At 70.0% G+C, this 26,594-nt stretch carries 26 protein-coding genes; 19 read left to right on the top strand and 7 right to left on the bottom strand.

The genetic code is table 11. The features are described 5' to 3' along the window. The first annotated feature begins 101 nt into the window (after positions 1–101). Genes A2790_RS17300 through A2790_RS17290 form a run of 3 tightly spaced genes read left to right on the top strand, consistent with a single transcriptional unit; the run spans position 102 to position 3,731 of the window. A complete protein-coding gene (locus A2790_RS17300; protein WP_293394037.1) occupies positions 102–1,949 on the top strand; it encodes an AMP-binding protein in 1,848 nt (615 codons plus the stop codon). Then, a complete protein-coding gene (locus A2790_RS17295) occupies positions 1,950–2,861 on the top strand; it encodes a glutathione S-transferase family protein (RefSeq protein ID WP_293394035.1) in 912 nt (303 codons plus the stop codon). Positions 2,862–2,873: 12 nt separating this feature from the next. After that, complete coding sequence (locus A2790_RS17290) at positions 2,874–3,731, top strand: crotonase/enoyl-CoA hydratase family protein (RefSeq protein WP_293394033.1); 858 nt, start codon at positions 2,874–2,876, stop codon at positions 3,729–3,731. Positions 3,732–3,735: 4 nt separating this feature from the next. Here A2790_RS17290 and A2790_RS17285 read toward each other — a convergent pair whose 3' ends face one another. Together A2790_RS17285 and A2790_RS17280 are read right to left on the bottom strand one after the other, a co-directional pair. After that, entirely contained in the window at positions 3,736–4,017 is a 282-nt protein-coding gene (locus tag A2790_RS17285; protein ID WP_293394031.1) for a hypothetical protein, read from the bottom strand. Between the two features lie 260 nt (positions 4,018–4,277). Then, a complete protein-coding gene (locus tag A2790_RS17280) occupies positions 4,278–5,021 on the bottom strand; it encodes an SDR family oxidoreductase (RefSeq protein ID WP_293394029.1) in 744 nt (247 codons plus the stop codon). A 63-nt stretch (positions 5,022–5,084) separates the two neighbouring features. Here A2790_RS17280 and A2790_RS17275 point away from each other — a divergent pair, with 63 nt between their 5' ends. Both A2790_RS17275 and A2790_RS17270 read left to right on the top strand, forming a co-directional pair. After that, positions 5,085–7,091, top strand: a complete 2,007-nt coding sequence (locus A2790_RS17275; RefSeq protein ID WP_293394027.1) for a TonB-dependent receptor — start codon at positions 5,085–5,087, stop codon at positions 7,089–7,091. Between the two features lie 85 nt (positions 7,092–7,176). Continuing rightward, on the top strand, positions 7,177–8,124 hold the full coding sequence (locus tag A2790_RS17270) for an alpha/beta hydrolase (protein ID WP_293394025.1): 948 nt from the start codon (positions 7,177–7,179) through the stop codon (positions 8,122–8,124). A gap of 7 nt (positions 8,125–8,131) precedes the next feature. Here the strand turns inward: A2790_RS17270 and A2790_RS17265 are convergent, their stop codons facing one another. After that, positions 8,132–9,346: an LLM class flavin-dependent oxidoreductase gene (locus A2790_RS17265; RefSeq protein WP_293394023.1), complete on the bottom strand. Its 1,215-nt coding sequence runs from the start codon at positions 9,344–9,346 to the stop codon at positions 8,132–8,134. Between the two features lie 87 nt (positions 9,347–9,433). Then, on the bottom strand, positions 9,434–10,444 hold the full coding sequence (locus tag A2790_RS17260; protein WP_293394021.1) for a DNA topoisomerase IB: 1,011 nt from the start codon (positions 10,442–10,444) through the stop codon (positions 9,434–9,436). 71 nt (positions 10,445–10,515) lie between these two features. Between A2790_RS17260 and rlmJ the strand changes: the two genes are divergently transcribed. The 6 genes from rlmJ (at position 10,516) to A2790_RS17230 (ending at position 15,918) form a co-directional block, all read left to right on the top strand. Then, complete coding sequence (gene rlmJ, locus A2790_RS17255) at positions 10,516–11,343, top strand: 23S rRNA (adenine(2030)-N(6))-methyltransferase RlmJ (protein ID WP_293394019.1); 828 nt, start codon at positions 10,516–10,518, stop codon at positions 11,341–11,343. A 70-nt stretch (positions 11,344–11,413) separates the two neighbouring features. Further along, positions 11,414–11,938 carry a hypothetical protein gene (locus A2790_RS17250; protein ID WP_293394017.1) on the top strand — a complete coding sequence of 175 codons (525 nt, stop codon included), beginning with the start codon at positions 11,414–11,416 and terminating at the stop codon, positions 11,936–11,938. A gap of 37 nt (positions 11,939–11,975) precedes the next feature. Continuing rightward, positions 11,976–12,539, top strand: a complete 564-nt coding sequence (locus tag A2790_RS17245) for a sugar transferase (protein ID WP_293394015.1) — start codon at positions 11,976–11,978, stop codon at positions 12,537–12,539. A 43-nt stretch (positions 12,540–12,582) separates the two neighbouring features. Beyond that, the gene (locus tag A2790_RS17240) at positions 12,583–14,691 is read left to right on the top strand and encodes an AsmA family protein (protein WP_293394013.1); all 2,109 of its coding nucleotides are present in this window, start codon (positions 12,583–12,585) and stop codon (positions 14,689–14,691) included. A gap of 46 nt (positions 14,692–14,737) precedes the next feature. Continuing rightward, the gene (locus tag A2790_RS17235) at positions 14,738–15,244 is read left to right on the top strand and encodes a cytochrome c (RefSeq protein WP_293394011.1); all 507 of its coding nucleotides are present in this window, start codon (positions 14,738–14,740) and stop codon (positions 15,242–15,244) included. Between the two features lie 2 nt (positions 15,245–15,246). After that, positions 15,247–15,918: a cytochrome b/b6 domain-containing protein gene (locus tag A2790_RS17230; protein ID WP_293394009.1), complete on the top strand. Its 672-nt coding sequence runs from the start codon at positions 15,247–15,249 to the stop codon at positions 15,916–15,918. 41 nt (positions 15,919–15,959) lie between these two features. On the opposite strand, the gene A2790_RS17225 is transcribed toward A2790_RS17230, so the two are convergent. After that, the gene (locus A2790_RS17225; RefSeq protein ID WP_068878108.1) at positions 15,960–16,292 is read right to left on the bottom strand and encodes a hypothetical protein; all 333 of its coding nucleotides are present in this window, start codon (positions 16,290–16,292) and stop codon (positions 15,960–15,962) included. Between the two features lie 172 nt (positions 16,293–16,464). On the opposite strand from A2790_RS17225, the gene A2790_RS17220 reads away from it, so the two are divergent. The 4 genes from A2790_RS17220 to A2790_RS17205 all read left to right on the top strand — a co-directional run bounded on the left by A2790_RS17220 (position 16,465) and on the right by A2790_RS17205 (position 19,450). Next, on the top strand, positions 16,465–17,220 hold the full coding sequence (locus tag A2790_RS17220) for a hypothetical protein (protein WP_293394007.1): 756 nt from the start codon (positions 16,465–16,467) through the stop codon (positions 17,218–17,220). A 53-nt stretch (positions 17,221–17,273) separates the two neighbouring features. Next, positions 17,274–18,416, top strand: a complete 1,143-nt coding sequence (locus A2790_RS17215) for an L-lactate dehydrogenase (protein WP_293394005.1) — start codon at positions 17,274–17,276, stop codon at positions 18,414–18,416. A gap of 111 nt (positions 18,417–18,527) precedes the next feature. After that, positions 18,528–18,707: a hypothetical protein gene (locus tag A2790_RS17210; RefSeq protein ID WP_293394003.1), complete on the top strand. Its 180-nt coding sequence runs from the start codon at positions 18,528–18,530 to the stop codon at positions 18,705–18,707. Between the two features lie 38 nt (positions 18,708–18,745). Further along, positions 18,746–19,450 carry a phosphatase PAP2 family protein gene (locus tag A2790_RS17205; protein WP_293394001.1) on the top strand — a complete coding sequence of 235 codons (705 nt, stop codon included), beginning with the start codon at positions 18,746–18,748 and terminating at the stop codon, positions 19,448–19,450. Here A2790_RS17205 and A2790_RS17200 read toward each other — a convergent pair. Then, positions 19,447–20,727: an amidase gene (locus A2790_RS17200; RefSeq protein ID WP_293394000.1), complete on the bottom strand. Its 1,281-nt coding sequence runs from the start codon at positions 20,725–20,727 to the stop codon at positions 19,447–19,449. The two genes, A2790_RS17205 and A2790_RS17200, sit on opposite strands and share 4 nt — an antisense overlap. 47 nt (positions 20,728–20,774) lie before the next feature. On the opposite strand from A2790_RS17200, the gene A2790_RS17195 reads away from it, so the two are divergent. Continuing rightward, on the top strand, positions 20,775–22,190 hold the full coding sequence (locus A2790_RS17195) for an AMP-binding protein (RefSeq protein WP_293393998.1): 1,416 nt from the start codon (positions 20,775–20,777) through the stop codon (positions 22,188–22,190). A gap of 44 nt (positions 22,191–22,234) precedes the next feature. Beyond that, on the top strand, positions 22,235–23,005 hold the full coding sequence (locus tag A2790_RS17190; protein WP_293393996.1) for an SDR family oxidoreductase: 771 nt from the start codon (positions 22,235–22,237) through the stop codon (positions 23,003–23,005). Between the two features lie 3 nt (positions 23,006–23,008). On the opposite strand, the gene A2790_RS17185 is transcribed toward A2790_RS17190, so the two are convergent. Further along, positions 23,009–23,410 (bottom strand): hypothetical protein, encoded by a 402-nt coding sequence (locus A2790_RS17185; protein ID WP_293393994.1) that lies wholly within the window; start codon positions 23,408–23,410, stop codon positions 23,009–23,011. A 153-nt stretch (positions 23,411–23,563) separates the two neighbouring features. On the opposite strand from A2790_RS17185, the gene A2790_RS17180 reads away from it, so the two are divergent. After that, the gene (locus tag A2790_RS17180) at positions 23,564–24,382 is read left to right on the top strand and encodes an acyl-CoA thioesterase domain-containing protein (RefSeq protein ID WP_293393992.1); all 819 of its coding nucleotides are present in this window, start codon (positions 23,564–23,566) and stop codon (positions 24,380–24,382) included. A gap of 98 nt (positions 24,383–24,480) precedes the next feature. Further along, positions 24,481–26,592 (top strand): M13 family metallopeptidase, encoded by a 2,112-nt coding sequence (locus A2790_RS17175; RefSeq protein WP_293393990.1) that lies wholly within the window; start codon positions 24,481–24,483, stop codon positions 26,590–26,592. Positions 26,593–26,594: the final 2 nt, after the last annotated feature.

Here is a 26,594-nt window from a genome sequence, read left to right as displayed (position 1 = left end):
AGGCGGCGCCCAATCGGCGCGTCGTTGACGTGGCGTCCCCGTTGCAGGCGCGCGCCGTTGGCATAGGCTTGGGACAACCAACCATAACCGGGAGGACGGGCATGAGCCCCGCCGACGATCAAGGCGCCGCCGTCGCCGCGCCGCCGCCCTTCAAGCCGTTGCCCCAGAAGGCGCCGGACGTCAGCATCGAGCGATCCGCCGACGGGACCTACTACGTCCGTTCGAACCACCCGCCGGCCGAGGGTCCGCGCTCCATCGCCCACCTGCTGGCTGAACGCGCCGCCGCGCACCCCGACCGCCCCTACATCCTGCAGCGCGCGCCGGGCCATGGGCCCTGGCAGGGCGTGACCTATGGCGAGGCCAAGCGCGCCGCCGACGGCATCGCCCAGTGGCTCCTGGACCAGGGCCTCACGGGCGAGGACAGCGTGATGGTGCTCTCCGCCAATTCGGTGGAACACGCCCTGATGATGCTGGGCTGCTACACCGCCGGTGTCCCGATCGCGCCGATCAGCCCGGCCTATAGCCTCATCTCGAGCGACCACGCCAAACTGAAGCACTGCTTCGCCACGGTGAAGCCCCGGGTGGTGTTCGCCCAGAACAGCGAGATGTTCGCCCGCGCCTTCGAGACGCTGAAGGCGCAGGATCCGACCCTGCGCTTCGTCACCGTCGACGGCGGGGCCGGGACCACGGCGCTGTCCGAGCTGACCGCCACCGCGCCGACGGCGGCGGTCGAAGCCTCTCGCGAGGCGCTGAACCACGCCACCGTGGCCAAGTACCTGTTCACCTCCGGCTCGACCGGCATGCCCAAGGGCGTCCCGCAGACGCATGGCATGTTCGCCGGCGTGATCGCCGGGATGGAGGGGCTACGGGACGAGCCCTCGGACCCCGAGGTGATCCCGCAGGGGCTGGAATGGATGCCCTGGAGCCACATCTCGGCCGGCAACATCAGCTTCAACGGGGCCATGTGGTCCGGCGCGACCCTGCACCTCGACGAGGGCAAGCCGATCCCGGGGATGTTCGAGACCACCATCAAGAACCTCTACGAGATTTCGCCGATGACCTTCGGCTCGGCGCCTGTGGCGTTCGGCATGCTGGTCGAGGCGATGGAGCGCGACCCGGCGCTCCGGAAGAGCTTCTTCAAGAACCTGCGCAGCGCCGGCTATGGCGGAGCGACCCTGTCGACCGACGTCTCCGAGCGGCTGCAGGCCCTGGCGATCGCCGAGACCGGCCACCGCATCCCGCTGACCACCATGTACGGCGCGACCGAGACTCAAGGGATCACGGTGGTCCATTGGATCACCGAGCTGGTCGGGCTGATCGGCCTGCCCCTGCCGGGCATCACGCTGAAGCTTGTGCCGAACGGCTCCAAGCTGGAGGTGCGGGTGAAGGGCCCGACGGTCACCACCGGCTACCACAACGACCCCGAGAAGACGGCCGCGGCCTTCGACGAGGAGGGGTTCTACAAGCTGGGCGACGCCTGCCGGTTCCTGGACCCCGAGCGCCCGGAGCTCGGCCTGGTGTTCGACGGGCGCGTGACCGAGGACTTCAAGCTGGACAGCGGCACCTGGGTGTCGGTCGGCACCCTGCGGCCGGACCTGGTGGCGGCCTGCACGCCTTACGCCTTCGACATGGTCATCGCCGGCCAGGACAAGCCTTTCGCCAGCGCCCTGATCTGGCCGTCCCCGGCGGCCCTGCCGACCCTGGGCGACAACCCCATCGAAAAGCTCAAGGCCGAGCTCAAGGAACGCATCGCAGCGTTCAACGCCACGGCGGGCGGCTCGTCGCGCCGGATCGGCCGCTTCATCGTCATGCTGGAGCCGCCGTCGATCGACGCGGGTGAGATCACGGACAAGGGCTATGTGAACCAGCGGGCCACTCTGGAGCGCCGTCACGCCCTGGTGGAGGCCATATACGCCAACCCGCCAGGCGAGGGGGTCGTGGTCGTCTAGATGACCGCCGAGCTCATCCTCCACCACTACGACACCTCGCCCTTCTCGGAGAAGGTGCGGTTGCTGTTCGGCATCAAGGGCCTGTCCTGGCGCTCGGTGATCCAGCCGGTGATCATGCCGAAGCCCGACCTGATCCCTCTGACCGGCGGCTACCGGCGCATCCCGGTGATGCAGATCGGGGCGGACGTCTACTGCGACACCCAGGTGATCCTGGCCGAGATCGAGCGGCGCCATCCCGAGCCGCGGGTGGTCACCGGGGTCGACTGGGCGGTGAACCTGTGGGCCGACCGCCTTTGGTTCCAGGCCAGCGTGGCTCTGATCTTCGCGGAGATGGGCGAGCGGGTCCCCAAGGAATTCATCGCCGACCGCGAGAAGCTGTCGGGCCGGCCGTTCGACGTGTCCGCCATGAAGGCGGCGGCGCCGTTCATGCGCCAGCAGTGGCGGGCCTATGCGGGCTGGATGGAGGACGGGCTGGCCGACGGGGACTTCCTCGGCGGGGCGAAGCCGTCGCTGGCGGACGTCGCCGCCTGGATGAACGTCTGGTGGCTGGGCGCGGCAGCGCCCGCCGTGGCGGACGAGATGATGGTCGGCCTGCCGCGGACCCAGGCCTGGCGCGACCGACTGGGCGCCATCGGGCACGGGAAGCGCCAGGAGATGGCGCCGTCCGACGCGCTGCAGGCCGCCACGGCGGCGGCCCCGGCGGACGAGGGGGTCTGCGCTGCGAACGATCCCACCGGGCTTCGGAAGGGCGACGCAGTGGTCGTCCAGGCCGACGACTATGGGCGCGACCCCGTCGAGGGCGTACTCGTGAACCTGACCAACGACCGGATCACCCTGGCCCGCGAATGCGGCGAGCTGGACGTGATCCACGTGCATTTCCCGCGCGCGGGCTACGTCCTCGTGAAGCGGTAGGAGGAGCAGACCATGAACGACCGCGTGAAGGTGGAGATCCAGGACGGCGTCGCCGACGTGCGCCTGGTGCGGACCGACAAGATGAACGCCCTCGACAACGCCATGTTCGAGGCCCTGATCCAGACGGGCGAGCAGCTGAAGGGCGAGCAGGGTCTGAGGGCGGTGGTGCTGTCGGGCGAGGGGCGGGCGTTCTGCGCCGGGCTCGACATGGGCAACTTCCAGGCGATGGCCTCGGGCGAGCGCGAAGGGGGCAAGGGCACGGCCGGACCGCTGCTGACCCCGAAGCGCACCCCCGGCGGATCGAACCGCGCGCAACACGCCGTGATGGTCTGGCGCGAGATTCCGGTCCCGGTGATCGCGGCGGTGCACGGTGTGGCGTTCGGCGGCGGCTTCCAGCTCGCCTTGGCGCCCGACATGCGCTTCGTGGCGCACGACACCAAGATGTCGGTGATGGAGATCAAGTGGGGCCTGGTGCCCGACATGGCCGGCATGGTGCTGATGCGCGGCCTGGTGCGCGACGACGTGGCCCGCGACCTGACGTACTCAGGCCGAATCTTTACCGGTGAAGAGGCGCTGGCCATGGGTCTGGCGACGCGGGTGTCCGAGCATCCGCTGGCCGAGGCGTTGGCCTATGCGAAGGACGTCGCAGGCCGCAACCCGCACGCGATCCGGGCGGCCAAGCGGCTCCTGAACTTGGCGGCCCAGGGCGATCAGCACGAGATCCTGCTGGAAGAGAGCCGTGAACAGGCGGCGCTCATCGGCTCGCCCAATCAGGTCGAGGCCGTCATGGCCAACATGCAGAAGCGTGCGCCGAACTTCACCGAAGCCGAGGTCGAGACCCCGGCGCCGGTTCCGTTCGGCGCTCGCTAGGGTCTTAGCGCGAGGCCAGCTCGAGGCCGGCGGCGGCGGCGAGCGCCGGGTCGTTGGCGCGCGTCACGGCGTCGGCCACCGCGTGCTTGAAGCACGAGGCGTACATTTCGCGCGGGAACGAGGCGCCCACGACGGCCTGCTGGCAGACCTTCTTGGCGGCCTTGGCGATGTCGGCGTGCAGTTGCTCGGTGGTCTTGCCGGCGACGGCGACCTTCATCGACTGAGCGCTGGCCGGCGCGGCGACGAGCATGGCGGCCGCGGCGGCGATGGTCAGGGTACGGATCATGATGTTCTTCCGGGACAAGGGTTTGCCAAACCCCTTTCCGGCGTTCCCCTCGATGGGCCGGGAGACTGACGCTCACCGTGTCCACCACCGATGCGCCATGATTCCGCCGCTCCGCGCCCGACGCAAGCGCTAAGTTGCTGCGACGCAGCAACAATGGTGCGATGCAAACAGAACGGCGTTAAGTTACGGGCGCCTGCCCCTCGGACGCCCGTTAATTTGGGCGCCTTTCCACGGCTAAGGTTGCGACGCCCTGTCGCAACTCAGCCACGGCCCACGAACGGCATCTGAGTCGCCATAACGGTCATGAACTGGACGTTGGCCGACAGCGGCAGCCCCGCCATGTAGAGGACCGCGTCGGCGACGGCCTGCACATCCATAGTCGGCTCGACCTTCAGCGAACCGTCCGGCTGGGGGACGCCCTTGGCCATGGCGCGGGTCATGTCGGTGGCGGCGTTGCCGATGTCGATCTGGCCGCAGGCGATGTCGTAGGCGCGCCCGTCCAGCGAGGTCGAGCGGGTCAGACCGGTGATCGCGTGCTTCGTGGCGGTGTAGGCGATCGAGCGCGGGCGGGGCGCGTGCGCCGAGATCGAACCGTTGTTGATGATCCGCCCGCCGCGCGGATCCTGATCCTTCATAAGGCGAAACGCGGCCCGGGTGCAGAGGAAGGCGCCCGTGAGGTTCACGTCCACCACTCGGCGCCAGTGCTCGATGGAATGATCCTCCAGCGGCGTGGGCGGCGCGCCAGTCCCGGCGTTGTTGAACAGCAGATCCAGCCGCCCGAAGCGGGCCTTCGTCGCCTCGAACAATGCGTCGACCGAATCGGGATCGGCCACGTCCGTCGGCTGGACCAACGTGGCTTCCGCCCCGGCAAGATCGGCTGTTTCCTGCAAGACATCGGCGCGTCGACCGGCGAGTGTAACGCTCCATCCGGACCGAACGAGCGCCAAGGAAACTGCCCGCCCGATTCCGCTGCCCGCCCCCGTGACGATGGCGACCTTAGCCATTGCGCTCTCCATCCCGCCTCATTAGCCCTCGCGGCGCCTGCCGCACCAGCCAGACGAGCCAGCATGCCCGATATCCCGCCGCCCCCGGCTCCGGAAGTCGAGATCGTGGTCGTCCATCCGCCCCGGCTCGCGCCGCTGGGCGGGGAAGCCGCGTTCAGCGCCATCCGCATTGCGCCGGAGGCCCTCCGAGGCGAGCCGCGCCTGGACGAGGCGCTGAAGAGCGCTCCGGGCGTCTCGCTGTTCCGCCGCACCGGCTCGGGCGCCGCCAATCCGACGACCCAGGGCCTGTCGCTTCGCGCCATCGCGCCCTCCGGCGCCGGCCGGGCGCTGGTGACCCTCGACGGCGCGCCGCAGAACGATCCGTTCGGCGGCTGGGTGATCTGGAGCGGCCTGCCGTCCGAGGGGATCGAGAGCGCCACCGTCGTGCGGGGGGCGGGGGCCGGCCCTTATGGCGCGGGCGCCCTGACCGGCGTCGTGGCGCTGGAGGAGCGGGCCACGCCTGAAGGCCTGGCAAGTTTCGATGTCTCGGCCGGGGAGCGTGGCAGCTACCGCGCCGCCGTGGTGGCCGGCGCCCCAGGTGTTCTGGTGACGGCGGCGGGCTCCAGGACGGACGGGTACTATGCCGTGCGCGGCGCCCGGCGCGGGGCCGCCGACACGCGCCTCCGCCTCGACGACGCCTCGGTGGCGGTGCGGTTGCAGCGCGAACTCGGGGACGTGCAGGCGGCGGTTCGTCTATCGGCCTTCCAGGTGAACCAGGAGGCGGGCCTGCGCGGCGCGCGATCGAACAGCACAGGGATGTCGGCCGCAGTCACTCTGGCGCAGCCTGCGACCGAGGGCGTCGGCGGCTGGCGGCTGCAAGGCTGGGTGCGCAAGAGCGACCTGGAGAACAGTTCGGTGGCGGTCGCGGCGGGCCGGGTCGCCACGACGCCGGCCAACGACCAGTACAACACCCCCGCCACCGGCTACGGCCTGAACGCCGCCTGGCAGGGTCGGCAGGGGCCGCTCAACTGGGAAGTGGGCGCAGACGTGCGCCTGGCGGACGGGACCGAGCACGAGCGGTTCCGGTTCATGAACGGAGCTTTCACCCGCGAGCGCGAGGCCGGCGGCAAGACCCTGGTGGCCGGCGCCTATGTCGAGGCGGCGCTCGACCAAGGGCCGTGGCTGCTCACCGGCGGCGTGCGGCTGGACCGCTCGCGCGCCTACGACGCCGTCCGCATCGAGCGCGACACGGCCACGGGCGCGGTCACGCTGGACCAGGCCTCGCCGAACCGCTCGGACACGACGCCCACCGGCCGCGTGGGGGTGCGCTATGCGTTCAGCGACGACCTCCACCTGCGAGCCGCGGCCTACGCGGGTTTCCGCGCCCCGACCCTGAACGAGCTGCACCGGCCGTTCCGGGTGGGCAATGACATCACCGAGGCGAACCCGACGCTGAAGCCGGAGACGCTGCAGGGGATCGAGGCGGGCCTTGGCGGGACCGCGGCGTCGGTCCGCTGGTCGGCAGGCGCGTTCTACAACCTGCTCAAGGACCCTATCGCCAACGTGACGATTGGCGCCGGGCCGGGGACCTTCCCGGTGGCCGGCTTCGTGCCCGCCGGCGGAACCCTGCGCCAGCGCCGCAACGCCGGCGAGATCGAGGCCTGGGGGCTGGAAGGCGAGGCGTCGGGCGATATCGGCGCCGCCTTCGGGTGGCGCGCCGCAGCGGCCTATACCGACGCCGAGGTGGATGGCGGAACCGCCACGCCGCAGCTCACGGGGCTCCGCCCGGCCCAGACGCCGAAATGGACGATCACCGGGGGGCTGCGCTTCCAGCCGCTGGAAGCCCTGACGCTGAGCGGCGACGTCCGATACGAGAGCGCCCGGTGGGAAGACGACCTGAACAGCCGTCGGCTCTCCGCCGGGTTGCAGGTCGACGCGCGGGCCGCCTGGCGGATCGCGGAACACGCCGAGGTCTACCTGGCCGCCGAGAACCTGTTCGACGAGACCATCGAGGTGGGCGAGACGGCGGACGGGGTCGAGAGCTATTCCGCGCCCCAGACCCTCCGGATCGGGTTCAGCTACCGGCGCTGACGCGCGCCGGCGGGTGAGATGGATCAAGGCGGGATGGCGGCCCGGCTGCGAAGCTGGTGACCTCTGACGCGGGGATCGCAGCACCATGCGCCGTTCCTTCTATGCCGCGCTGGCCGTGCTGGCGATCGGTGGCGCCGCGATCTTCGCCGCCTTCCGCCACGATCTATCGGCGGCGCAGGATCGGCTCGCGGGGCGCAGCGAGATCATGCCGACCTCGCACGGGCGGCTGGAATACGCGGTGGCGGGGACCGGGCCGGCCGTCCTCGCCATCCACGGTGCGGCCGGCGGCTTCGACCAGGCGCTGGACATGACCGGCGCCCTCACGACGCGGGGCTATCAAGTCATCGCACCCTCTCGGTTCGGCTACCTGCGCTCGGATCTGCCGTCGGCGCTCACGACGGAGATGCAGGCCGACGCCTATGTCGAGCTGTTGGACCGGCTCGGCGTGGAGAAGGCGGCGGTGGTCTCCATCTCCGCTGGCGCCTGGTCGGCGCTGCAGTTCGCCGCGCGCCACCCGGATCGATGCCGGGCGGTCATCCTGCTGGTTCCGGCCGATTTCCTGCCGGAGGGGACCAAGATCCGCGGCGGCCCCTTGGCGGACGCGATGTTCAAGTCGGACTTCGTGGCCTGGGCGCTGCTCAAGGCGACGCCCGTCGCGCCCGGGGCGTTGAGCGAGATGATGCTCGGCACGGACGCCGCCGTCGTGCGGAGCGCATCCGCGCAGGAGCAGGCCCGCGTGCAGCAGGTGCTGGACCACCTGCTGCCGATCCGCGCGCGCAGCGCCGGGATGCGGTTCGACATCGAGACGGCGGCGGGCCGCAGGGCCTATCCCATCGGAGAGGTCGACTGCCCGCTGCTCGCGATCAGCGCAGAGGACGACAGGTTCGGGACCGCCGCCCGGGCCCGCGAGATCGCCCGGCTAGCGCCGGACGGCCGCGCCCTGGTCTTCTCCACCGGCGGCCATGCGCTGGCCGGCCGCTTCGACGAGACCCTGAACGCGATCACGGCCTTCCTGGGCACGACGTCGCCTTAGGCGGGGGTCACTCGCCCTTGGCCGGTGGCGTCGCAGCTCCGACCAGGGCGGCGAGCTCCGGGCGGATGTCGGCCGCGCCCTTCTCGGCGATGTGCTGGGCGATGCGGGCGCCCATGGCGGCCATGGTCTGGCCCGTGAACTCCGCCTTGTTCCCGCCAACCCAGGCGATGGAGGCCTCGCGGTTGTCGTTGAGCTGCTGGAACCGCGGCGCGACATAGCGGGCGAAGAGCTCGTAACTGCGCTTCTTGGCCTCCCAAGGCGCCCAGTTGTGGTCCATCAGCAGGAAGGCGCCGAAGCCGCCGCTCTGGTCGACCAACTGCTGGATGCGGGCGGCCGCATCGTCCGGCGTGCCGATGATGGCCGTGCCGCTCTCGACCAGCGCCTTCACCGGATCGGGGCCCTCGGGGACCACCGGCAGGTTGGCGATCTCGCGGAAGTAGTAGATCCACTTGTCCAGGCCGAACCGGCACTCTTCCATGGCCTGCTCGCGGGTGGGAGCGATGTGCATCGGGCCGACGAGACGCCAGGCCGAACGGTCCATGGTCTTACCGTGGTCGCCGGCCATCTCGGTGGCGATGTGCCAGTTGGAGGCCAGGGCGTTAAAGGCCGCCGTGCCGGTGGCCCCCAACGACAACAGGCCGAGCCCGTGCCGTCCGGCCGCGCGGGCGCCGGTGGGCGAGACCTGGCTGGCCACGGCGATCTCCACCGAGGGCCGGGAGTAGGGCGTCATCTGCAGGCGGGCCTGCCAGAGCTCGAACCAGTCGGACTTGTGGGTGACTTCCTCGCCCCGCAGCAGGCGGACGATCACCTCCAGCGCCTCGTCCATGCGGTCGCGCTGCTTATCCGGCGGAATGCCCATCATGCGGGCGTCCGAGATCAGGGCGCCCGGGCCGACGCCGAACATCATCCGGCCACGGGTCATGTGGTCGAGCTGGTTGATCCGGTCGGCCAGCATCAGCGGATGGTGGTAGGGCAGGGACGAGACGCCCGTGCCCAGCCGGATGTGCTTCGTCCGTTCGGCGGCGAAGGCGATGAAGACCTCGGGGCTCGCGATCAGCTCGTAGCCGGCCGAGTGGTGCTCTCCGAACCAGGCTTCCTCGAAACCCAGGGCGTCCATGTGCTGGACCAGCTCCAGGTCGCGTTCCAGGGCGAGGGTGGGGTTCTCTTCCACCGGGTGGAAGGGCGCGATGAAGGCGCCGAAGCGCAGGCGCGGGGCGAGCATGAGTATCCTCCGACAGCGCGGTTCGCCCGCGCCTTATCGGCGATCACCATAGCCATGGTTGCCGAGGGCGGCGAGACTGCCGCAGCGTCAGCGCGCCGCCTCCAGGAACCGGAGTACCGCGAGCTCGAACGCGCGCTCCTCCTTGCCCGGCTTCAGGTCGAGATTGCCTTCGGCGTACGCGTCCAGGATGGCGGGGTGGATGTAGGCGCTGCGGGCCACCGCCGCGGTGTTCCCGAGGAGGCCGGCCACGGCCTTCACGCAGGTGTTTACGTTGCGTTTGGCCGCCGACAGGTCGGCGCACTCCGGCATGGTGAGGGCGCGGGCCGCCGCGACGGTGCCGGCCCAGGTTCGGAAGTCCTTGGCCGAGAAGTCGTCGCCCAGGGCCTCGCGGATGTATGCGTTGACGTCGGCGCTCTCGACTGCTCGGCGCTGGCCGTCCTCGTCGAGGTATTGGAACAGGCGCTGCCCCGGCAGATCCTGGCAGGCCTTGACGACCCGAGCCAGGCGGCGGTCGTTGAAGCGGGTCTGGTGGACCTTGCCGCTCTTGCCCTTGAACTCGAACACCGCCCCCGTCGTCCTCACCTTGGCGTGGCGATCGCGCAGGGTCGTCAGGCCGAAGCTCTTGTTGGTCTTGGCGTATTCTTCGTTGCCCACCCGGATGAGGGTCATCTCCATGACGCGGATCACGGCGGCGAGCACCTTCTCGCGGGGCAGGCCGCGGCGGGCGAGGTCCTCCTCCACCCGCTTGCGCAGGCGAGGCAGCGCCCGGCCGAAGGCGAGCAGGCGGTCGTACTTGCCTGCGCCGCGCTCGGCCTGCCAGCGGGCGTGATAGCGATACTGCTTGCGTCCCCGCGCGTCGCGACCGGTGGCCTGGATGTGGCCGTTGGCCCGCGGACAGATCCACACGTCCGTCCAGGCCGGCGGGATCGCGAGCGCGCGGATGCGGTCCAGGGTCTTCTCGTCCGAGACCGGCTTGCCGTCCGGGTCGACGTAGTTGAAGCCGTTTGCGCGCGCGGGCTTGCGGCGCAGGCCCGGGTCCTGGTCGGTGACGTAGGTCAGTCCCGCGGGGACCGGCGTTTCGTTCATGTCCTTCGGCATCCCAGCCCTCCACCGGAGCTGCGGCAACGTGGTATGGCCACGCCGGTTCCTCCCTCAACCCCCGGATCGCCTTGAACTATCGCCACGCCTTCCACGCCGGGAACTTCGCCGACCTGGTGAAGCATGCCGGACTGCTGCGCTTCCTGGCGGACCTGACGGTCAAGGGCCCGCCGCTGACCGTGATCGACACCCACGCGGGACGCGGGCTCTACGACCTGGCTGGCGGCGAGGCGAAGAAGTCGGGGGAAGCGGAAGCTGGGGTCGTGCGCCTGATGGACGCGAAGGACGCCCCAGCCGAGTTTGCGCCCCTCATCCAGGCGGTGAGGGGCCTCAACGCCGACGGCGGCGTTCGGCGCTACCCGGGCTCGCCCTGGTTGATCGCGGACGCGCTGCGGCCCGCCGACCGCTACATCGCCTGCGAGCTCCGGGCCGACGAGCACGATGCGCTGCGCGTGGCGCTGCGGGGACGCCAGAACATCCGCACCCTGAACCAGGATGGCTACGCGGCGGCGGTGGCGGAGTGCCCCCGGGCCGGGCGGGTCCTCGTGCTGATCGATCCGCCGTTCGAGAAGCCCGACGACTACCAGCGGATCGTGGAGACCCTGGCTGCGCTGCGGCGGAAAAACGCCGACGCCCAGGCGCTGGTCTGGCTGCCCATCAAGGACCTGGAGACCCTCGACAGCTTCCTCCGCGACCTCGAGGACGAGGTCGACGCCCCGATGGTGGTGGCCGAGACCCGCATGCGGCCGCTCAACGACCCGATGAAGATGAACGGTTGCGCCCTGGTGGTGATGGGCGGCTCCGACCTCACCGCGCCGCTTGCCGCCATCTGCGGCTGGACCGCGCAAGTCTTGGGCGCCGGCGGGAGCGCCCGGGTCTACCGCCTTTCGCCACAATAGTTTCGCAACTGCGAAGCCACGGCAGGTGTTATGTTGCGGCGCACAATTCCGTGCCGCAAGGAACTCTTCCATGGCGTCCTTCGACCTTCCCGAAATCCCGCAACCCCGCGTGAGCCCGGCGCTTCTGGTCGGCGTGGCCTCGCCGCTCTGGAGCTACTTCGGGGCTGCCGCCGCCGGCGGGCTGGCCTATTGGTGGATGACCCAGTGGGCCCGCCCCGTGAACCTCGAAGCGCTGATGGGCGCCGCGAAGGCGCTGCCCACGCCCGAGCCGCTGTTCGAACCCGCCGTCGAGGTCGTCGAGGCGCTGGTCGAAGCGACCGAGCAGGTCCTGGAAGATGCCGGCGACGCGCTGCTTGAGGCCGCGCCCCTGGCCGTCGGCGGCGAAGCCGCGCCGATCAGCCCGCTGATGGAGTCCGCCGCAGCGCCGGCGATCGACCCGGGACCGGAGCTCATCGCCGACCCCGCCCCGTTCGAACCGGCCGCCGAGCCGGTGCTCGAAGCCGCCCCCGAGCCCGTGATCGAGGAGCCGGCTCCCGTCGGCAGCGAGCCCGCCCTCAAGCCTCGGGGCAAGAAGGCGCCTTCCACCGAAGCCTGACGTGGCGCGGCGGCCCGCCGGACGCTAACAACGGCGGGTGGCGAAGCGGGCTTTCGATATTGTGGTGGCGCTGGCCGGGCTGGCCATAGGCTGGCCGGTCCTGCTGGCGCTCGGCCTCGCGGTCCGGATGACCAGCCCCGGCCCGGCCATCCACTGGTCCCGACGCGTTGGCCAGCACAACCGCGAATTCGTCATGCCGAAGTTCCGCTCCATGCGGACCGACACGCCGGACGTCGCCACGCACCTGCTGGAGGACCCGGGCCGTTGGGTCACGCCCCTGGGCCGCTTTCTGCGCAAGTCCAGCCTGGACGAGCTGCCGCAGCTCTGGAGCGTTCTGGTCGGCGACATGAGCCTGGTGGGGCCGAGGCCCGCGCTGTTCAACCAGTACGACCTCATCGAACTGCGCACGCAGTCGGGTGTCGAACGCCTGCGCCCCGGGGTCACCGGCTGGGCGCAGGTGAACGGCCGCGACGAGCTGCCGATTCCGGAAAAGGTGAAGCTGGACCGCGAGTACCTGGAGCGGCAGTCGTTCGGCTTCGACCTGGCGATCATCCTGGCCACCGCGCGGGCCGCGCTGACGGCGCGTGGCGTAAGTCACTAGATTTTCGGCGAAACGGACCGGAGCGCGGCGCGTTGAAGCGCCCGTGAGCCAGCAACCCGTTCCCTCCGCCCCGCCGCGCCGCGGGAGCAAGGCGCGCCCCCAGCCGGGCGCACGCCGACCCCTGCGGGAGCGGCTGTCGCATCCGCGGCTCACGCCCCCGAAGCTAACTCCGCCGACGAAGAAGGCCCTGGGATGGACCGGCGGGATCCTGGCCGTCCTGGCGCTCGCGATCGCCATACTCATCCTCATCTGGGACTGGAACTGGTTCCGTGGGCCGCTGGAGCGCATCGCCTCGGCGCGGATGCACCGCGAGGTGACCATCGCGGGGGACCTGAACGTCAATCTCTGGTCCTGGCGGCCCAGCGCCACGGTCGACGGGATCTCCATCGCCAATCCGGCCTGGGCTGGGCAGGGGAAGATGGGCACCATCGACCGCCTGCGGGTCCGCGTCCGGCTCGTGCCGCTGCTGTGGGGCAAGGCCGACATCCGGGTGCTGGCGGTGGAGCGGCCCAACTTCAGCCTGTTGGCCGACGCGAAGGGCCGCAAGAACTGGGACTTCTCGGACGGCCGGGCGAAGGCGCCTATGAACCTGCCGCCGGTCCAGCGCTTCGTCATCCGGGATGGCCAGCTCAAGTACCTAGACGCCCAGCGTGACATTCGTTTCCAGGGCACGATCAACGCCCGCGAACGGCTGGGCGCCGACAATCGTGGGTTCGAACTGACCGGCCGCGGCACGATCAATGGCGCCCCGTTCCGCGCCGACGTGGTCGGCGGGCCGCTGCTGAATATCGAGCGCGACAAGCCGTATCCTTTCGATGTGGACCTACGGGCGGGTCAGACCTACATCACCGCTCGTGGCGCGGTGCCAAAGCCCTTCGACATGGGCCGCTTCTATATGAACGCCACGGCCCGCGGGCCCGACATGGCCCAGCTCTTCCCGCTGACGGGCGTCGCCCTGCCCAACACTCCGCCGTACAGCCTGCGCGGGCGTCTCTCGCGCGACGGCCTGGTATGGAAGATCGACAACCTGGGCGGCCGGGTGGGTGACAGCGACCTGTCGGGCGACGTCTCGGTCGATACCGGCCGCGAGCGCCCGTTCCTGAAAGCCGACCTCAGCTCCCAAAGCCTGGACTGGGACGACCTGGGCGCGCTCTTCGGCGCGGCGCCGAAGGTGGGGCCTGGCGAAACCATCTCGCCGGAGCAGGCCGCCATCGCGCGCACCATGACCGCGCAGCAGCGGCTGCTGCCGGACGCGCCGCTGGACGTCAGCCGGATCCGGGCCATGGACGCGGATGTGAGCTACCGCGCCGTCTCGATCCGCGACACGCCGGTGAAGCTGAACTCCGGTTCGGTGCGGGTGCGCCTCGAGGGCGGGCTGCTGCGGGCCCAGCCCCTGAAGCTGGATCTGCCACGCGGCCAGGTCAGCGGGCACGTCAACCTCGACGCCCGCAAGGCCACGCCGGTGACCGATCTCGACCTGCGGCTGACGAATTCACGCATCGAGACCCTGATACCGGTCCAGTTCCAGGGTGCGCCGGCTCTGACGGGCTCGCTCGTGGGCCGCGCCAGGCTGACGGGGGAAGGCAACAGCGTTCACAAGGCGTTCGCCAGCGCCGACGGGGAGGTTATGGTCGTGGCGCCGGGCGGGGAGATCCGCAAGGCGTTCGCCGAACTGATGGGCGTCAACGTCGTCAAGGGGCTGGGACTTCTGAACAAGAAGGACACCACGCCGATCCGCTGCGCCGTGGCGCAATTCGAGACCCGCGACGGGGTGATGCGGGCCAACAACATCGTCTTCGACACGGGGCCGGTGCTCGTGACCGGCAAGGGCTCGGTGAACCTTGGCGCGGAGCGGATGGACCTGCGCTTGCGCGGCCAGGATAAGAAGTTCCGCCTGGTCCGTGTGCTGATGCCCGTCACGATCAAGGGACCACTGATGGCGCCCAAGCTTGGCGTCGAGCCTGGGTCGGCCATCGCCCAGGGCGGGGCGGCGGTGACCCTGGGGTCATTGCTGTCGCCTCTGGCCGCGATCCTGCCGTTCATCGACCCGGGCCTGGCGAAGGACGCCAACTGCGCAGCGTTGCTGGGAGAAGCGCAGGCGGACGGCGCGCCGGTCAAGTCCGCGCCGAAGGCGTTGACGGCCAAGCGTTGAGACCCTCAATCTCGACCGCATCAATAGGCCAAAAAGGATGAGCGGCATGGCGTGGGCGATGAGCAAGGGGTGGGCGCTGGCCCTCGCGGTCGGCATCGGCGCGGCGGTGGCGGCCGGCGGGGCCGTGGCCCACGACGACAAGCTGCCGGCCAACGCCAGTCCGGCCACCAAGGCTGCCTACGCCCGGCATGAGAACTTCCGGAAGATGGGTGCGAGCTTCAAGGCCCTGAACGACGAGCTCCGGAAAGGTGCGCCCAACAAGACGGTGGTGGCGACGAACGCCAAGGCGCTGTCCGGCCTGGCCAACCAGCTCCCCACCTGGTTCCCGCGAGGCAGCGGCGTGGAAGCTCGTCCGATGAGCGAGGCCCGGCCCGAGATCTGGCGCGACGCCGCCGGTTTCACCGCAGCGTCCTCCAACCTGCAGACCCAGACCAACAAGCTGAACCAGCTGGCGGCGGCGGGCGACATCGACGGCGTGAAGGCGCAGGTCCGCGCCACGGGCGGCGCCTGCAAGGCCTGCCACGACAAGTACCGCCAAGAGAAGAAGGACTAGCGGTGGCCGAGCCTTCGGGCGGGGTCCGGGCCACGCTGTGGGACGGTCCGGTGCGGATCGTCCACTGGCTGCTGGTCGTGCTGATCGCGTTTTCCTGGTGGGCCTCCGAGGACCACATGAACTGGCATCGGTGGAGCGGCTACGCGATCATCGGGCTCGTGGTGTTCCGCCTCTACTGGGGCGTTGCCGGGGGCGGGGCCGCCAGGTTCTCCAGCTTCGTGAAGGGGCCGAGGGCCGTGGCGGCGTACGCTGCTACGGTGGGACGGCGGGACGTGGCGACGACGCCGGGCCACAATCCGCTCGGCGCGCTCAGCGTCCTGGCTATCCTCGCCGTGCTGCTTGTGCAGGTCGGCACGGGGCTCTTCGCGGTGGACGTCGACGCGTTCGAGGGTGGGCCGCTCTCGGATCGGGTCAGCTTCGATCTCGGCCGGCAGATCGCGGAGTGGCACGAGCTCAGCTTCCGGGCGCTCCAGGCGCTGGTTGTCCTGCACGTCGCCGCGGTGCTGTTCTACTGGATCTGGAAGCGGACGAACCTGATCGGGGCCATGGTCACCGGCAAACGGACGCTCCCCAGCGATCCAGGCCTGACTCGCGCCCCCGCATGGCGACTGGCCGCAGGCGTCGTCCTGGCGACCGCCATCGCCTGGGCGCTTTCGAAGGGCTTTAGGTTCTAGCTTGGGCGGATGGCCGGGCGGGCCCGGCCATCTTCCAGAGATCAGCTGCGGCCAGCGGCGTCGCGCAGGCAGTTGAGCCAGGCGTCCTCGCGCAGCTTCTCGGCTTCACGCAGCTTGGTTTCGGCCTCGCGGACCGCGGCGTCATGCTTGCGCCATTCCAGGACCGCGCCTTCACGCGCCTCGCGGGCCGCTTCCAGCGAGCCGAAGCGGGCCAGGACTGCGCGGGTGGAATAGTTCACCGGCGGCCCCACCGTCTCGCGATCGGGATAGAAGCCGGTGATCGAGTCGGCGGTTTCGCTGTCGATGTGGAACACGTCGGCCCAGCCCGCGTGATGGCGCATCAGGGCCCAGGGTCGTTCGATCCGGTCGCTCACCGATAGTCTCCGTCGAAGGTGTCCGATTCCGCCGGGGCGGTTGTCACATGCCCTTTAGCGCGACCCTTGGTCCCGTCCAACGCCGGGATGAGGTTTTTGGCTTCCCTCGCGCCGCGTCAGCGTGAGAAATCCGGCCCATTGATTTGATCCATTGAGCGTGTGGGCTTCGACTTTGAGCAAGATCACGATCGGCCGCCAATTCTGCGGCCCGCCGAACTCCGGCAATGGCGGCTATGTGTGCGGGGTGCTTTCCAAGGGACTGGACGGTCCGGTGACAGCGGTCCTCCGCGCGCCGATCCCCCTCGACTCCGAATTGAATCTGGAAACGCGGGGCGGCGCCAACGTCCTGCTGGGCGAGGCCGATGCGGTCATCGGCCAAGGGGGGCCGGCGACCCAGGCGCTGCCCGAGCCACCGCCGGCGCCGAGCCTGGAGGCGGCCCGCGCGGCGGCCGAGCGCCATATCGGTCTGACGAACCGCGTGCATCCGATCTGTTTCACCTGCGGCACGGGGCGGGAGGAGGGTGATGGCCTGCGCGTGCTGCCCGGCCAGCTGGAGGGTGCGGAGACCGGCCTCGTGGCCTGCACCTGGACGCCGCATCGCAACTTCGCCGCCGCCGACGGGACCGTGGGAGCAGAGGTGGTCTGGGCCGCGCTCGACTGTCCGGGCTACTTCGCCTGGGTCGAGAGGGAAGGCCGCCACGGGGCCCTCTTGGGCACCATGACCGGCGAGGTGGTCGCGCCCATCAGGGCGGGGGAGGAGTACATCGTCCTCGCCTGGCCGATCCTGAAGGACGGCCGCAAAGAGATCGCCGGCACCGCCTTGTTCGACGCCCAGGGGCGGCTAGTGGCCCGCTCGCACCAGGTGTGGATCGTGCTGGGTCCCCGGCCCGCGACGGCCGCCCCGGCCGCGGAGGCGGCAGGCGCCTGAGCCTTGCGCCGCGCGCCGGGGGGTTCCACAACCGCCCGGCGGGGAGGGCCCACATGAAGGCGGCTTCGGTCTCGGACTATCGCGAGCTGGCGCGGCGCAGGCTGCCGCACATCTTCTTCGAATACATCGACGGCGGCTCCTACGCCGAGGAGACGCTGCGGCGCAACGTGGCCGACCTGGAAGCGATCGCCCTGCGCCAGTTGGTGATGCGCGACACCACCAAGCTCGACATGACGGTCCAGACCCTGGGCCAGACCTTGAAGATGCCCGTGGGGCTGGCGCCGGTCGGCATGGCCGGCATGTACGCCCGGCGCGGCGAGACCCAGGCCGCGCGGGCGGCGGCGGCGGCGGGCGTGCCCTTCTGCCTCTCGACCGTAGGCGTCTGTTCCGTCGAGGAGGTCGCGGCCACCGGCGCGCCGCCCTGGTTCCAGCTCTACATGCTGAAGGACCGCGGCTACATGCGCGAGCTGCTGCAGCGGGCCAAGGCCGTGGGCTCGCCGGTGCTGGTGTTCACGGTGGACCTGCCGACCCCGGGCTCGCGCTATCGGGACATCCGCTCCGGCTTCTCGGGCGCTGGACCCTTGCGAGCGGCGCTGACCCAGGCCTGGGACGGGATCACCCACCCTGGCTGGACCTGGGATGTGTTCGTCCATGGGCGCCCCCATACCCTGGGCTCGGTCCAAGGCGCTGTGACCGAGGGGCGGCGGGTGACGGACTTCCTGGCCTGGATCGCCAAGAACTTCGACCGGTCGGTCACGTGGAAGGACATGGACTGGGTGCGAGAGACTTGGGACGGCCCGATCGTGGTCAAGGGCGTCCTGGATCCCGAGGACGCGCGCGACGCGGTGCGCGCCGGCGCTCAGGGCCTGGTGGTTTCCAACCACGGCGGCCGCCAGCTCGACGGCGTGAAATCCTCGATCTCCGCCCTGCCGCGCATCGCCCAGGCGGTGGGGGGCGACGTGGAGGTCTACATGGACGGCGGCGTCCGCTCCGGCCTGGATGTGCTGAAGGCCCTGGCGCTGGGTGCGAAGGCCTGTTTCGTCGGTCGCCCATGGGCGTGGGCGTTGGGTGCGGGCGGACAGCCGGCGGTCGAGAAGATGCTGGACGTCCTCAGGGCCGAGTTGGCGGTCGCCATGATCCTCACCGGCTGCACCGATGTCCGAAACGCGGGCAGGAGCCTGCTCGACGAGGGGTAGGATCGCGCCTGGCGCGAGCGTTGTTCGCCATCAGGCGAATTCTATTGTGCAGTGCGAAACCCTTTGCCTACCTTGCGAGTTCTGGACCCGCTTGGGTTTCGGAGGACGGGCATGCGTGACGAAAAACTCCTCGCCTATTCCCTCAGCCATGACGCCGATGTCTGGCGCTGGTCCGTATATGACGAGGATGGCGTGACGGTGGCCGACGGGGCGCACGATACGCAGGCGGCCGCGCAGGCCGCCGTCGACAACACCCTCCGGTCGGCCGGCAGCGACTTCCTGACGGCGTGACCGTTGCCCGGACAGGACGGGATCACTAGCCTGACGACATGGTGAGGCTGACGCCGGCGCAGCTGTGGCGTTTCGTGAAGCGTTTCGAGGCGCGCGTCCTGATCGGACTCGTGCTGGCCACAGGCGCGCTCTGGACATTCCTGAATCTCGCCGAGGAGATGTCGGAGGGCGAGATCGATGCCGTCGACCGGCGGCTGATCCTCATGCTGCGCAATCCGGCGGACCCCAGCGACCCCATCGGCTCGCGGAACGTCGAGGAGGCGGTCCGCGACATCACCGCGCTGGGCGGCACCGCGCTGGTGGTGGTGATCACGGTCGTTTCGGTCCTGGCCTTCCTTTTCCATAAGAAGCGCATCCACGCGCTCGTCATGGCGGGCGCGGTGCTGGCGGCCTGGGCGTCGAGCGACCTGAGCAAGATGCTGTATGGACGGCCGCGGCCCGACCTCGTCCCGCATGAGGCCTATGTCTATTCGGCGAGTTTCCCGAGCGGTCACTCGACCATGTCGACGGCCGCCTTCCTGACCCTGGCCATGCTGGTCGCGAGCCTGGAGCCGCGTCGGCGCAGCAAGGCGCTGGCCTATGTGCTGGCCGCGTTGGTGGTCGTGGGCGTCGGCTTCAGCCGGGTCTATCTCGGCGTCCACTGGCCCAGCGACGTGCTGGGCGGCTGGTGCCTGGGCGCGCTCTGGGCCCTGGTCGGCTGGATCGTGCTCCGAGCGCTGCACGCCCCAACGCGGGGCAGCTAACTGGTGAAACCCGCCAAGTCGGGCGTGCGGCCATTCCAGCCTGAAACCTTCTCGAAGGCCGCGCCCATCGCCACCACGGAGGCCTCATCGCGCGGGCGACCCAGGATCTGCATCCCCACCGGCAGGCCGGCGTCGGTCAAACCGCAGGGCACGCTGATGCCCGGCAGGTCCAGGTAGTTGGCCGCCCGCGTGAGGCGGCTGAGCGGCGAGACCGTCTCGTCCACGGCGTCGATAGGCGGCGCCGGGATCGGGCAGGTGGGGCAGGCCAGGGCGTCGTAGCCCGCCAGCCAGGCGTGAAACTCTTGCTGGTCGGCCTCACGGCGCAGATGCGCCTCGGCGAGGCGCTCGTCCGAGATCTCACGGCCGGCTTCGAACCGGCGGACGATCCAGGGATCCATGATCTCGCCGTAGGCCTCGATCCGGTCCTTCCAGATGCGCCAGCCTTCGCCGGCCATCAGCATGCCGTTGGGCGTGAACGAGTGATCCAGGGTCTGTGGCGGGCTGACGATCTCCACGGCAAGGCCGGCGCTGCGCAGGCGGTCGAGCGCGTCCAGATAAAGTCGTCCGATTTCCGGATGGACCTCGCCCAGCGCGTCCAGTGGGATGGCGGCGAGGCGACGTCCGCGGACGTCGGTGCTGAGCGCCGTCTCGGCGTCGAACGGGCCGCGCACGGCCGCCTCCCCGTCGGGGCCGGAGATGACCGCCAAGGCCCTCGCCGCCGTCGCCACGTCGCGCGCCAGCACCCCCACCGTATCGAGGGCCGGGCTGAGCGGATGGACGCCTTTCAGGCTGACCAGCCCGCGCCCGGGCTTCAGGCCCACCACGCCGCAGGTCGCCGCCGGGATGCGCACCGAGCCGCCGGTGTCGCTGCCCAGGGCCGCGTCGCAGAGACCTGCCGCGACCGCCACGGCCGACCCGGACGAGGAGCCGCCGGGCGCGCGATGCACCTCGGAGTCCCAGGGATTCCACGGCGCGCCGACCGCCCGGTTGGTGCCCCAGCCGCCGTAGGCCAGTTCCACCGTATGGGCCTTGCCTACCGCCACATAGCCGGCCTGCAGCAGCCGCTCGACGACCGCGGCGTGGTGCGCCGGGCTGGGATCCAGCGGTACGCGCGCACCCCCGCCGGTGGGCACGTCGGCCACGTCGAACAGGTCCTTTATCGCGATGACAGGGCCGGTGGCTGCATCGCCCGTCAGCGGCGGGTCGAACACCTGCACGAAGGCCTTCAGGCGGCCGTCGTAGCGGCGGATGCGGGCGAGCGCCTCGTCGGGAGTCATGAGTAGGACTATCGCAAGCGCCGTTCCGGCGCGCTAGGAGGGCCGCCATGCCGCAAGCCTCCGCCAATCTCTACGACCTACTGGCCAGCCGCTTCCCCGCTGACCGTTCGAGACCCTGTTTCCTGCTGAGCGACGGTGGGGAGATCAGCTACGGGGCGCTGGAAGCGGGCGCCGCGCAGGTGGCGGGGCGGCTGGTCGCTGAGGGCGTCCAGGCCGGCGACCGCGTGGCGCTGCAGGCCGATAAGAGCGCCGAAGCCATCATGATCTACCTGGGCGTGCTCAAGGCGGGGGCCGTGTTCCTGCCGCTCAACAGCGCCTACACGCCGAGCGAGGTCGACTATTTCCTGCAGGACGCCGAGCCGAAGGTGTTCGTCACCGACCCGCCGGCCTGGATCGCCGAGGCCGCGGCGTTCGCGCCTCTCGAAACGAGCGTGCCCCGCGCCGGCGGTGACCTGGCCTCGCTGATCTACACCTCGGGCACCACGGGGCGCTCCAAGGGGGCGATCCTGAGCCACGGGAACCTGGCGGAGAACGCTCTGGCGCTGCATTCCGCCTGGGGCTTCACCTCCGACGACGTCCTTCTGCACGCCCTGCCGATCTTCCACGTCCACGGGCTGTTCGTGGCGCTGCATTGCGCGCTGCTCAGCGGCTGCCCCATGGTCTGGCTGCCGAAGTTCGCCGATGCGGAGGTGCTGGCCGGTCTCGACCGTGCGACGGTCATGATGGGCGTGCCCACGTTCTACACCCGGCTCCTCACCAACCCCGGCTTCACGCGAGAGAAGGCCGACGGCGTGCGGCTGTTCATTTCGGGCTCTGCGCCCCTTCTGCCCTCGACGTTCGCCGAGTTCGAGGCGCGAATCGGCCAGCGCATCCTGGAGCGCTACGGGATGAGCGAGGCGGTGATCATCACCACCAACCCGCTGCGCGGCGAGCGGATCGCAGGCTCGGTGGGCTATCCGCTGCCCGGCGTCGAGCTTCGCATCGGCGGCGGCGAGGAGACCGGCGTCATCCAGATCCGTGGGCCCAGCGTCTTCTCCGGCTACTGGCGGATGCCGGAGAAGACGGCCGAGGAGTTCACCGCCGACGGCTTCTTCATCACCGGCGACGTGGGCCGCCAGGACCCCGATGGCCGGGTCTGGATCTCGGGCCGCGCCAAGGACCTGATCATCTCGGGCGGCTACAACGTCTATCCCAAGGAAGTGGAACTGGTGCTGGATGAATTGCCCGGCGTCGTCGAGAGCGCCATCATCGGCGTGCCGCACCGGGATTTCGGCGAGGGCGTTGTGGCGGTGGTGATGGGGCAGGGCGACGAGGCGGCGATCATCGCCGAGGCCCGGCGGCAGCTTGCCGCCTACAAGGCGCCCAAGCGGGTGGTGTTCGTGGACGATCTGCCGCGGAACGCCATGGGCAAGGTCCAGAAGAACCTGCTGCGCGAGCGCTACGAACGCCTGTTCGAGGACTGAGAGTTCGGGCAGGTTCCCGGCCGCAACCAAGGGAAGGGAACGGTATGGACCTGCAGCTCAAGGGCAAGAACGTCGTGGTCACCGGCGCGACGCGCGGCATCGGGCGGGCGATCGCCGAGTGCTTCGCCGACGAGGGCGCCAACGTGGCCATCTGCGCCCGCAAGGCCGATCAGGTCGCCGAGACGGTTGGGGCGCTGGAGGCCAAGGGCGTGAAGGCGTTCGGCCAGGTGGTGGACATCGTCGACGGTCCGGCCCTGAAAGCCTTCATCGGCGCGGCCGCCGAGGCGCTGGGCGGGATCGACGTGCTGGTCTCCAACGCCAGCGCCCTGGTCAATGGCAACGGCGAGGACACCTGGAAGGCGATGTTCGACGTCGACATCCTGGGCGCCGTCCGAACCTTCGAGGCGGCTCGTCCGCACCTGGAGAAGGCCGCGGCAGCGACTGGCGACGCCTGCTTCCTGATCACCTCGTCGATCTCGGCGGCCGAGGCCAGCCGGCCTGACGCCTACGGGGCCATGAAGGCGGCGCTCATCCACTTCGCCAAGGGCGTGGCGCGGGAAGAGGCCCCGAAGAAGGTGCGCTGCAACGTGGTCTCGCCGGGCACGGTGTTCTTCGAGGGCGGCGTCTGGGGCCAGGTGAAGGCCGGCATGCCCGACTTCTTCGAACAGATGATCAAGCGCAATCCCACCGGCCGCATGGCGACGCCCGAGGAGATCGCGGCGGCCGCGGTGTTCCTGGCCAGCCCGCGCTCGGCGTTCACCACCGGCATCAACATGGTGGTCGACGGCGCGATCTCGAGCCGCGCGAACTTCTAGGCTCTAGCCGGCCTCGGTGGCCCGGCGCCCGCCGGGCCGCACGTCGCCCTGCTGGACCTGTCGCAGCCGCGCCACATAGATCGGGCCAGCAGCCATCGCCACGCCCAGAACGTCGGCGGTGACCTTGATGGGGGAGATCATCTCGCCCGCCACGCAGGGCGCCAGTTCGGCCAGCAGCACCACCCACGCCGCCACCAGCGGGATGTCGCCGCGACGGATGTAGGGCATCAGCGCGTAAGCGGCGGCCGTGCCGACGTAGAACAGCAGCAACCGCGCCAGAAACGGCTCGGTCAGCGGGCTGAGCGATAGCGCGAGCATGACCGCGCCCATGGCCGCGCCGACCGGCGCGTAGAAGGCGCGGGGGAGGGCTGACGGGGCCGGCAGGGAGAGGGGCCGTTCGAACATCTTGGCCCACAGGGTAAATGACGCCCGTCACCTCACGCTTAATCTTCTTGGTTAGGAGGGTCTGAGCGAGTTCCCGCCATGCGTGTGTCGGCAGCCGTCGCACGTCGAGAGCGGCACTTGCGTCGGCGCGGGCGACGCGCTTTCAGAGTGCCGATGGACAAGCTCTTCTTCGACCTGCGGCCCACGCACAATCCGCATCGCTGGTACCTGCCGGTGGATCCGTCGATCTGCGTGGGGCCGCCGGGCAGCCTGTTCATGTTCGGCGGCGTGGGCATGGCGTCCGCTGTCGCTGCGCTTGAGAGGACCACGGGGCGCCCGCTGATCTGGGCGACGGCGCAGTACCTGGGCTTCGCCCGGCCGGGGAGCGTTGTCGACATCGACGTCTGGACCCCGGTCCAGGGCAAGTACAACACCCAGGCCAACACCAAGGGCCACGTCGACGACAAGGAGATCATCTCGGTGAGCGCCGCCCTCGGCAGCCGTCCGAGCGAGATCTCGGGGCAGTGGTCCGAGGCGCCCGTCGTGCCGCCGCCGGAGGACTGCGAGCCCAGCAACCACTGGCGCGCGGCCACCGAGGGCCTGCACAGCCGCATGGAAGTGCGGATCGCCAAGGGCCGCTCGGGCGTGGACCGGATCGGCAATCCGGAGCCTGACGGGCGGACGCTGCTCTGGGCCCGGCCGCGGGAGGGCTTCGCCATCGACGCCAGCATGCTCGCGGTCATGGCGGACTTCGTGCCCCAGGGCGTGGGCAACGCGCTGGGCAAGAACGCCGGCGGCAACAGTCTCGACAACACCCTGCGGATCCGGCGGATCGTGCCCACGGACTGGGTGCTGTGCGACATCCGGATCAGCGGCGTCTATGGCGGCTTCGGCCACGGCTCGATGCACCTCTATGCCCAGGACGGCGAGCTGATGGCGACGGCCAGCCAGTCGCTCATCGTCCGGGTGCGGGACAGCGCGGAGGACCGCTGACCATGACAAACCTGTAACCCACAGCGCCTGTTACGGCGGGGTATGGAGACGAAAACCGGGTGCGGCCAACGTCCCGCGCCCCAGGGAGCCTCGTCCGCATGATCCTTCGCCCGTTCTGGTTCGCCGCAGCATCGGCCGCCGTCCTCCTGTCCGCCTGCGCCACCACTGCGCCGCCTTCGACCGAGGCGCCGATCACCGCGCCCGCTCCGGCCCCGAAGCCGCAGGCCCAGGTGGGGACCTTCGGCTTCGACGTCGCGGGCATGGACACCTCGGCCGCGGCCGGCGACGATTTTTTCCGTTACGCCGTCGGCAAGTGGGTGGACCGCACCGAGATCCCTGCCGACCGATCCAGCCTGACCAGCTTTGCGATCATCAGCGAGACGGCGGCCACCCGCACGCGAGCGATCATCGAGGAGGCCGCCCGGGCCAATGCGCCCGCGGGGTCGGACGCACGCAAGATCGGCGACTATTTCGCGAGCTTCATGGACGAAGCGCGGATCGAGGCCCTGGGCGCCGCGCCGCTCAAGCCCGAACTGGACGCTATCGCCGCCATCCGCAGCCGCACGGACTTGTCGCGCGCCCTTGGCGCGAGCGTCCGCGCCGACACAGACGCCCTGAACGCGACCAACTTCTACACCGAGCGGCCCTTCGGGGTCTGGATCGCCGAGGACCTGGACGACACCTCGATCTACCGGCCCTACCTCATGCAGGGCGGCCTCGGCATGCCGGACCGTGAGTACTACCTCGCCGATACGCCGCGCTTCGTCGAACTGCGCGGCAAGTACGTGGCCCATATCGCGGCGATGCTGAAACTGGCCGGCTATTCCGACCCAGAGGCGCGGGCGAAGCGGGTGATGGCGCTGGAGACCGCCATCGCCAGGACCCACGTCCCGGTGGACCAGAGCGCCGATGTGGCCAAGTCCAACACGGTCTGGACCCGCGCCGAACTGCCCACGAAGGCGCCGGGGATCGACTGGGATGCCTTCCTGGGCGCCGCGGGCATGGCGGATCAGCCGCGCTTTGGCGCGTGGCAAGCCAGCGCGATCTCCGGCATGGCCAAGCTGGTGGACGGGCAGCCGATCCAGGCCTGGCAGGACTACCTCGCCTTCCACACAGTCGAGCGGGGAGCCCCATACCTCTCCAAGGCCTTCGTGGACGAGCACTTCGCCTTCAATGGCCAAGCCCTCTCGGGCGCGCCGCAGCAGCGGGAGCGGTGGAAGCGCGGCGTGGACTTCACGTCCAACGCCCTGGGTGAGGCCGTCGGCAAGCTCTACGTCGAGCGCCATTTCTCGCCGCAGGCCAAGGCTGAGGCGCAGGAGATGGCCGAGAACGTCCTCAAGGCCTTCGGGCAGCGGATCGACCGCCTGGAGTGGATGACGCCCAAGACCAAGGCGCGCGCCAAGGCCAAGCTGGCGAACTTCCGGGTCTATGTGGGCTATCCCGACCGCTGGCGGGACTATTCCGGCCTGTCGATCGTCCCGGGCGACGCCTACGGCAACTGGAGCCGCGGCGTGCTGTTCGAGTACCGGCGCAACCTGGCCAAGCTGGGCAAGCCGGTGGATCGGACCGAGTGGTTCATGACCCCCCAGACCGTGAACGCGCTGTTCGCGCCCAGCCAGAACTCGATCATCTTCCCGGCCGCGATCCTCGAGCCCACCTTCTTCGACCCCAATGCGGACGCCGCCGTGAACTACGGGGCCATCGGGGGGGTGATGGGCCATGAGGTTAGCCACGGCTTCGACGACACCGGCGCCCTGTTCGACGAGGAGGGCAACCTGAAGAACTGGTGGGAGCCGGAGGACATGGCCCGCTTCAAGGCCGAGGCCCGCAAGCTGGCCGACCAGTACAGCGCTTACGAGCCGCTGCCCGGCGTGCGCATGAACGGCGAGCAGGTGCTGGGCGAGAACATTGCCGACGTGGCGGGCCTCGCAGCGGCTTACGACGCCTATCGGCTCTCGCTGAAGGGCGCCGCGCCGCAGACCATCGACGGGTTCACGGCCGACCAGCGCTTCTTCCTCGGCTGGGCGCAGAATTACCGCTCGAAGTTCCGCGAGCCGACCCTGCGGCGGATGGTGGTCACGGGCGTGCACTCGCCGGGCCCGTGGCGGGCGTTGACGGTGCGCAACCTCGACGCCTGGTACCCGGCGTTCGACGTCAAGCCGGGCCAGAAGCTGTACCTGGCGCCGGACGACCGCGTGAAGGTCTGGTAGCG

Source organism: Phenylobacterium sp. RIFCSPHIGHO2_01_FULL_69_31, from assembly GCF_001824475.1.
Taxonomy (GTDB): Bacteria; Pseudomonadota; Alphaproteobacteria; order Caulobacterales; family Caulobacteraceae; genus Phenylobacterium.
Note: the sequence above shows the minus strand (reverse complement) of the source record. Positions and strands in the feature narration are given on the sequence as shown.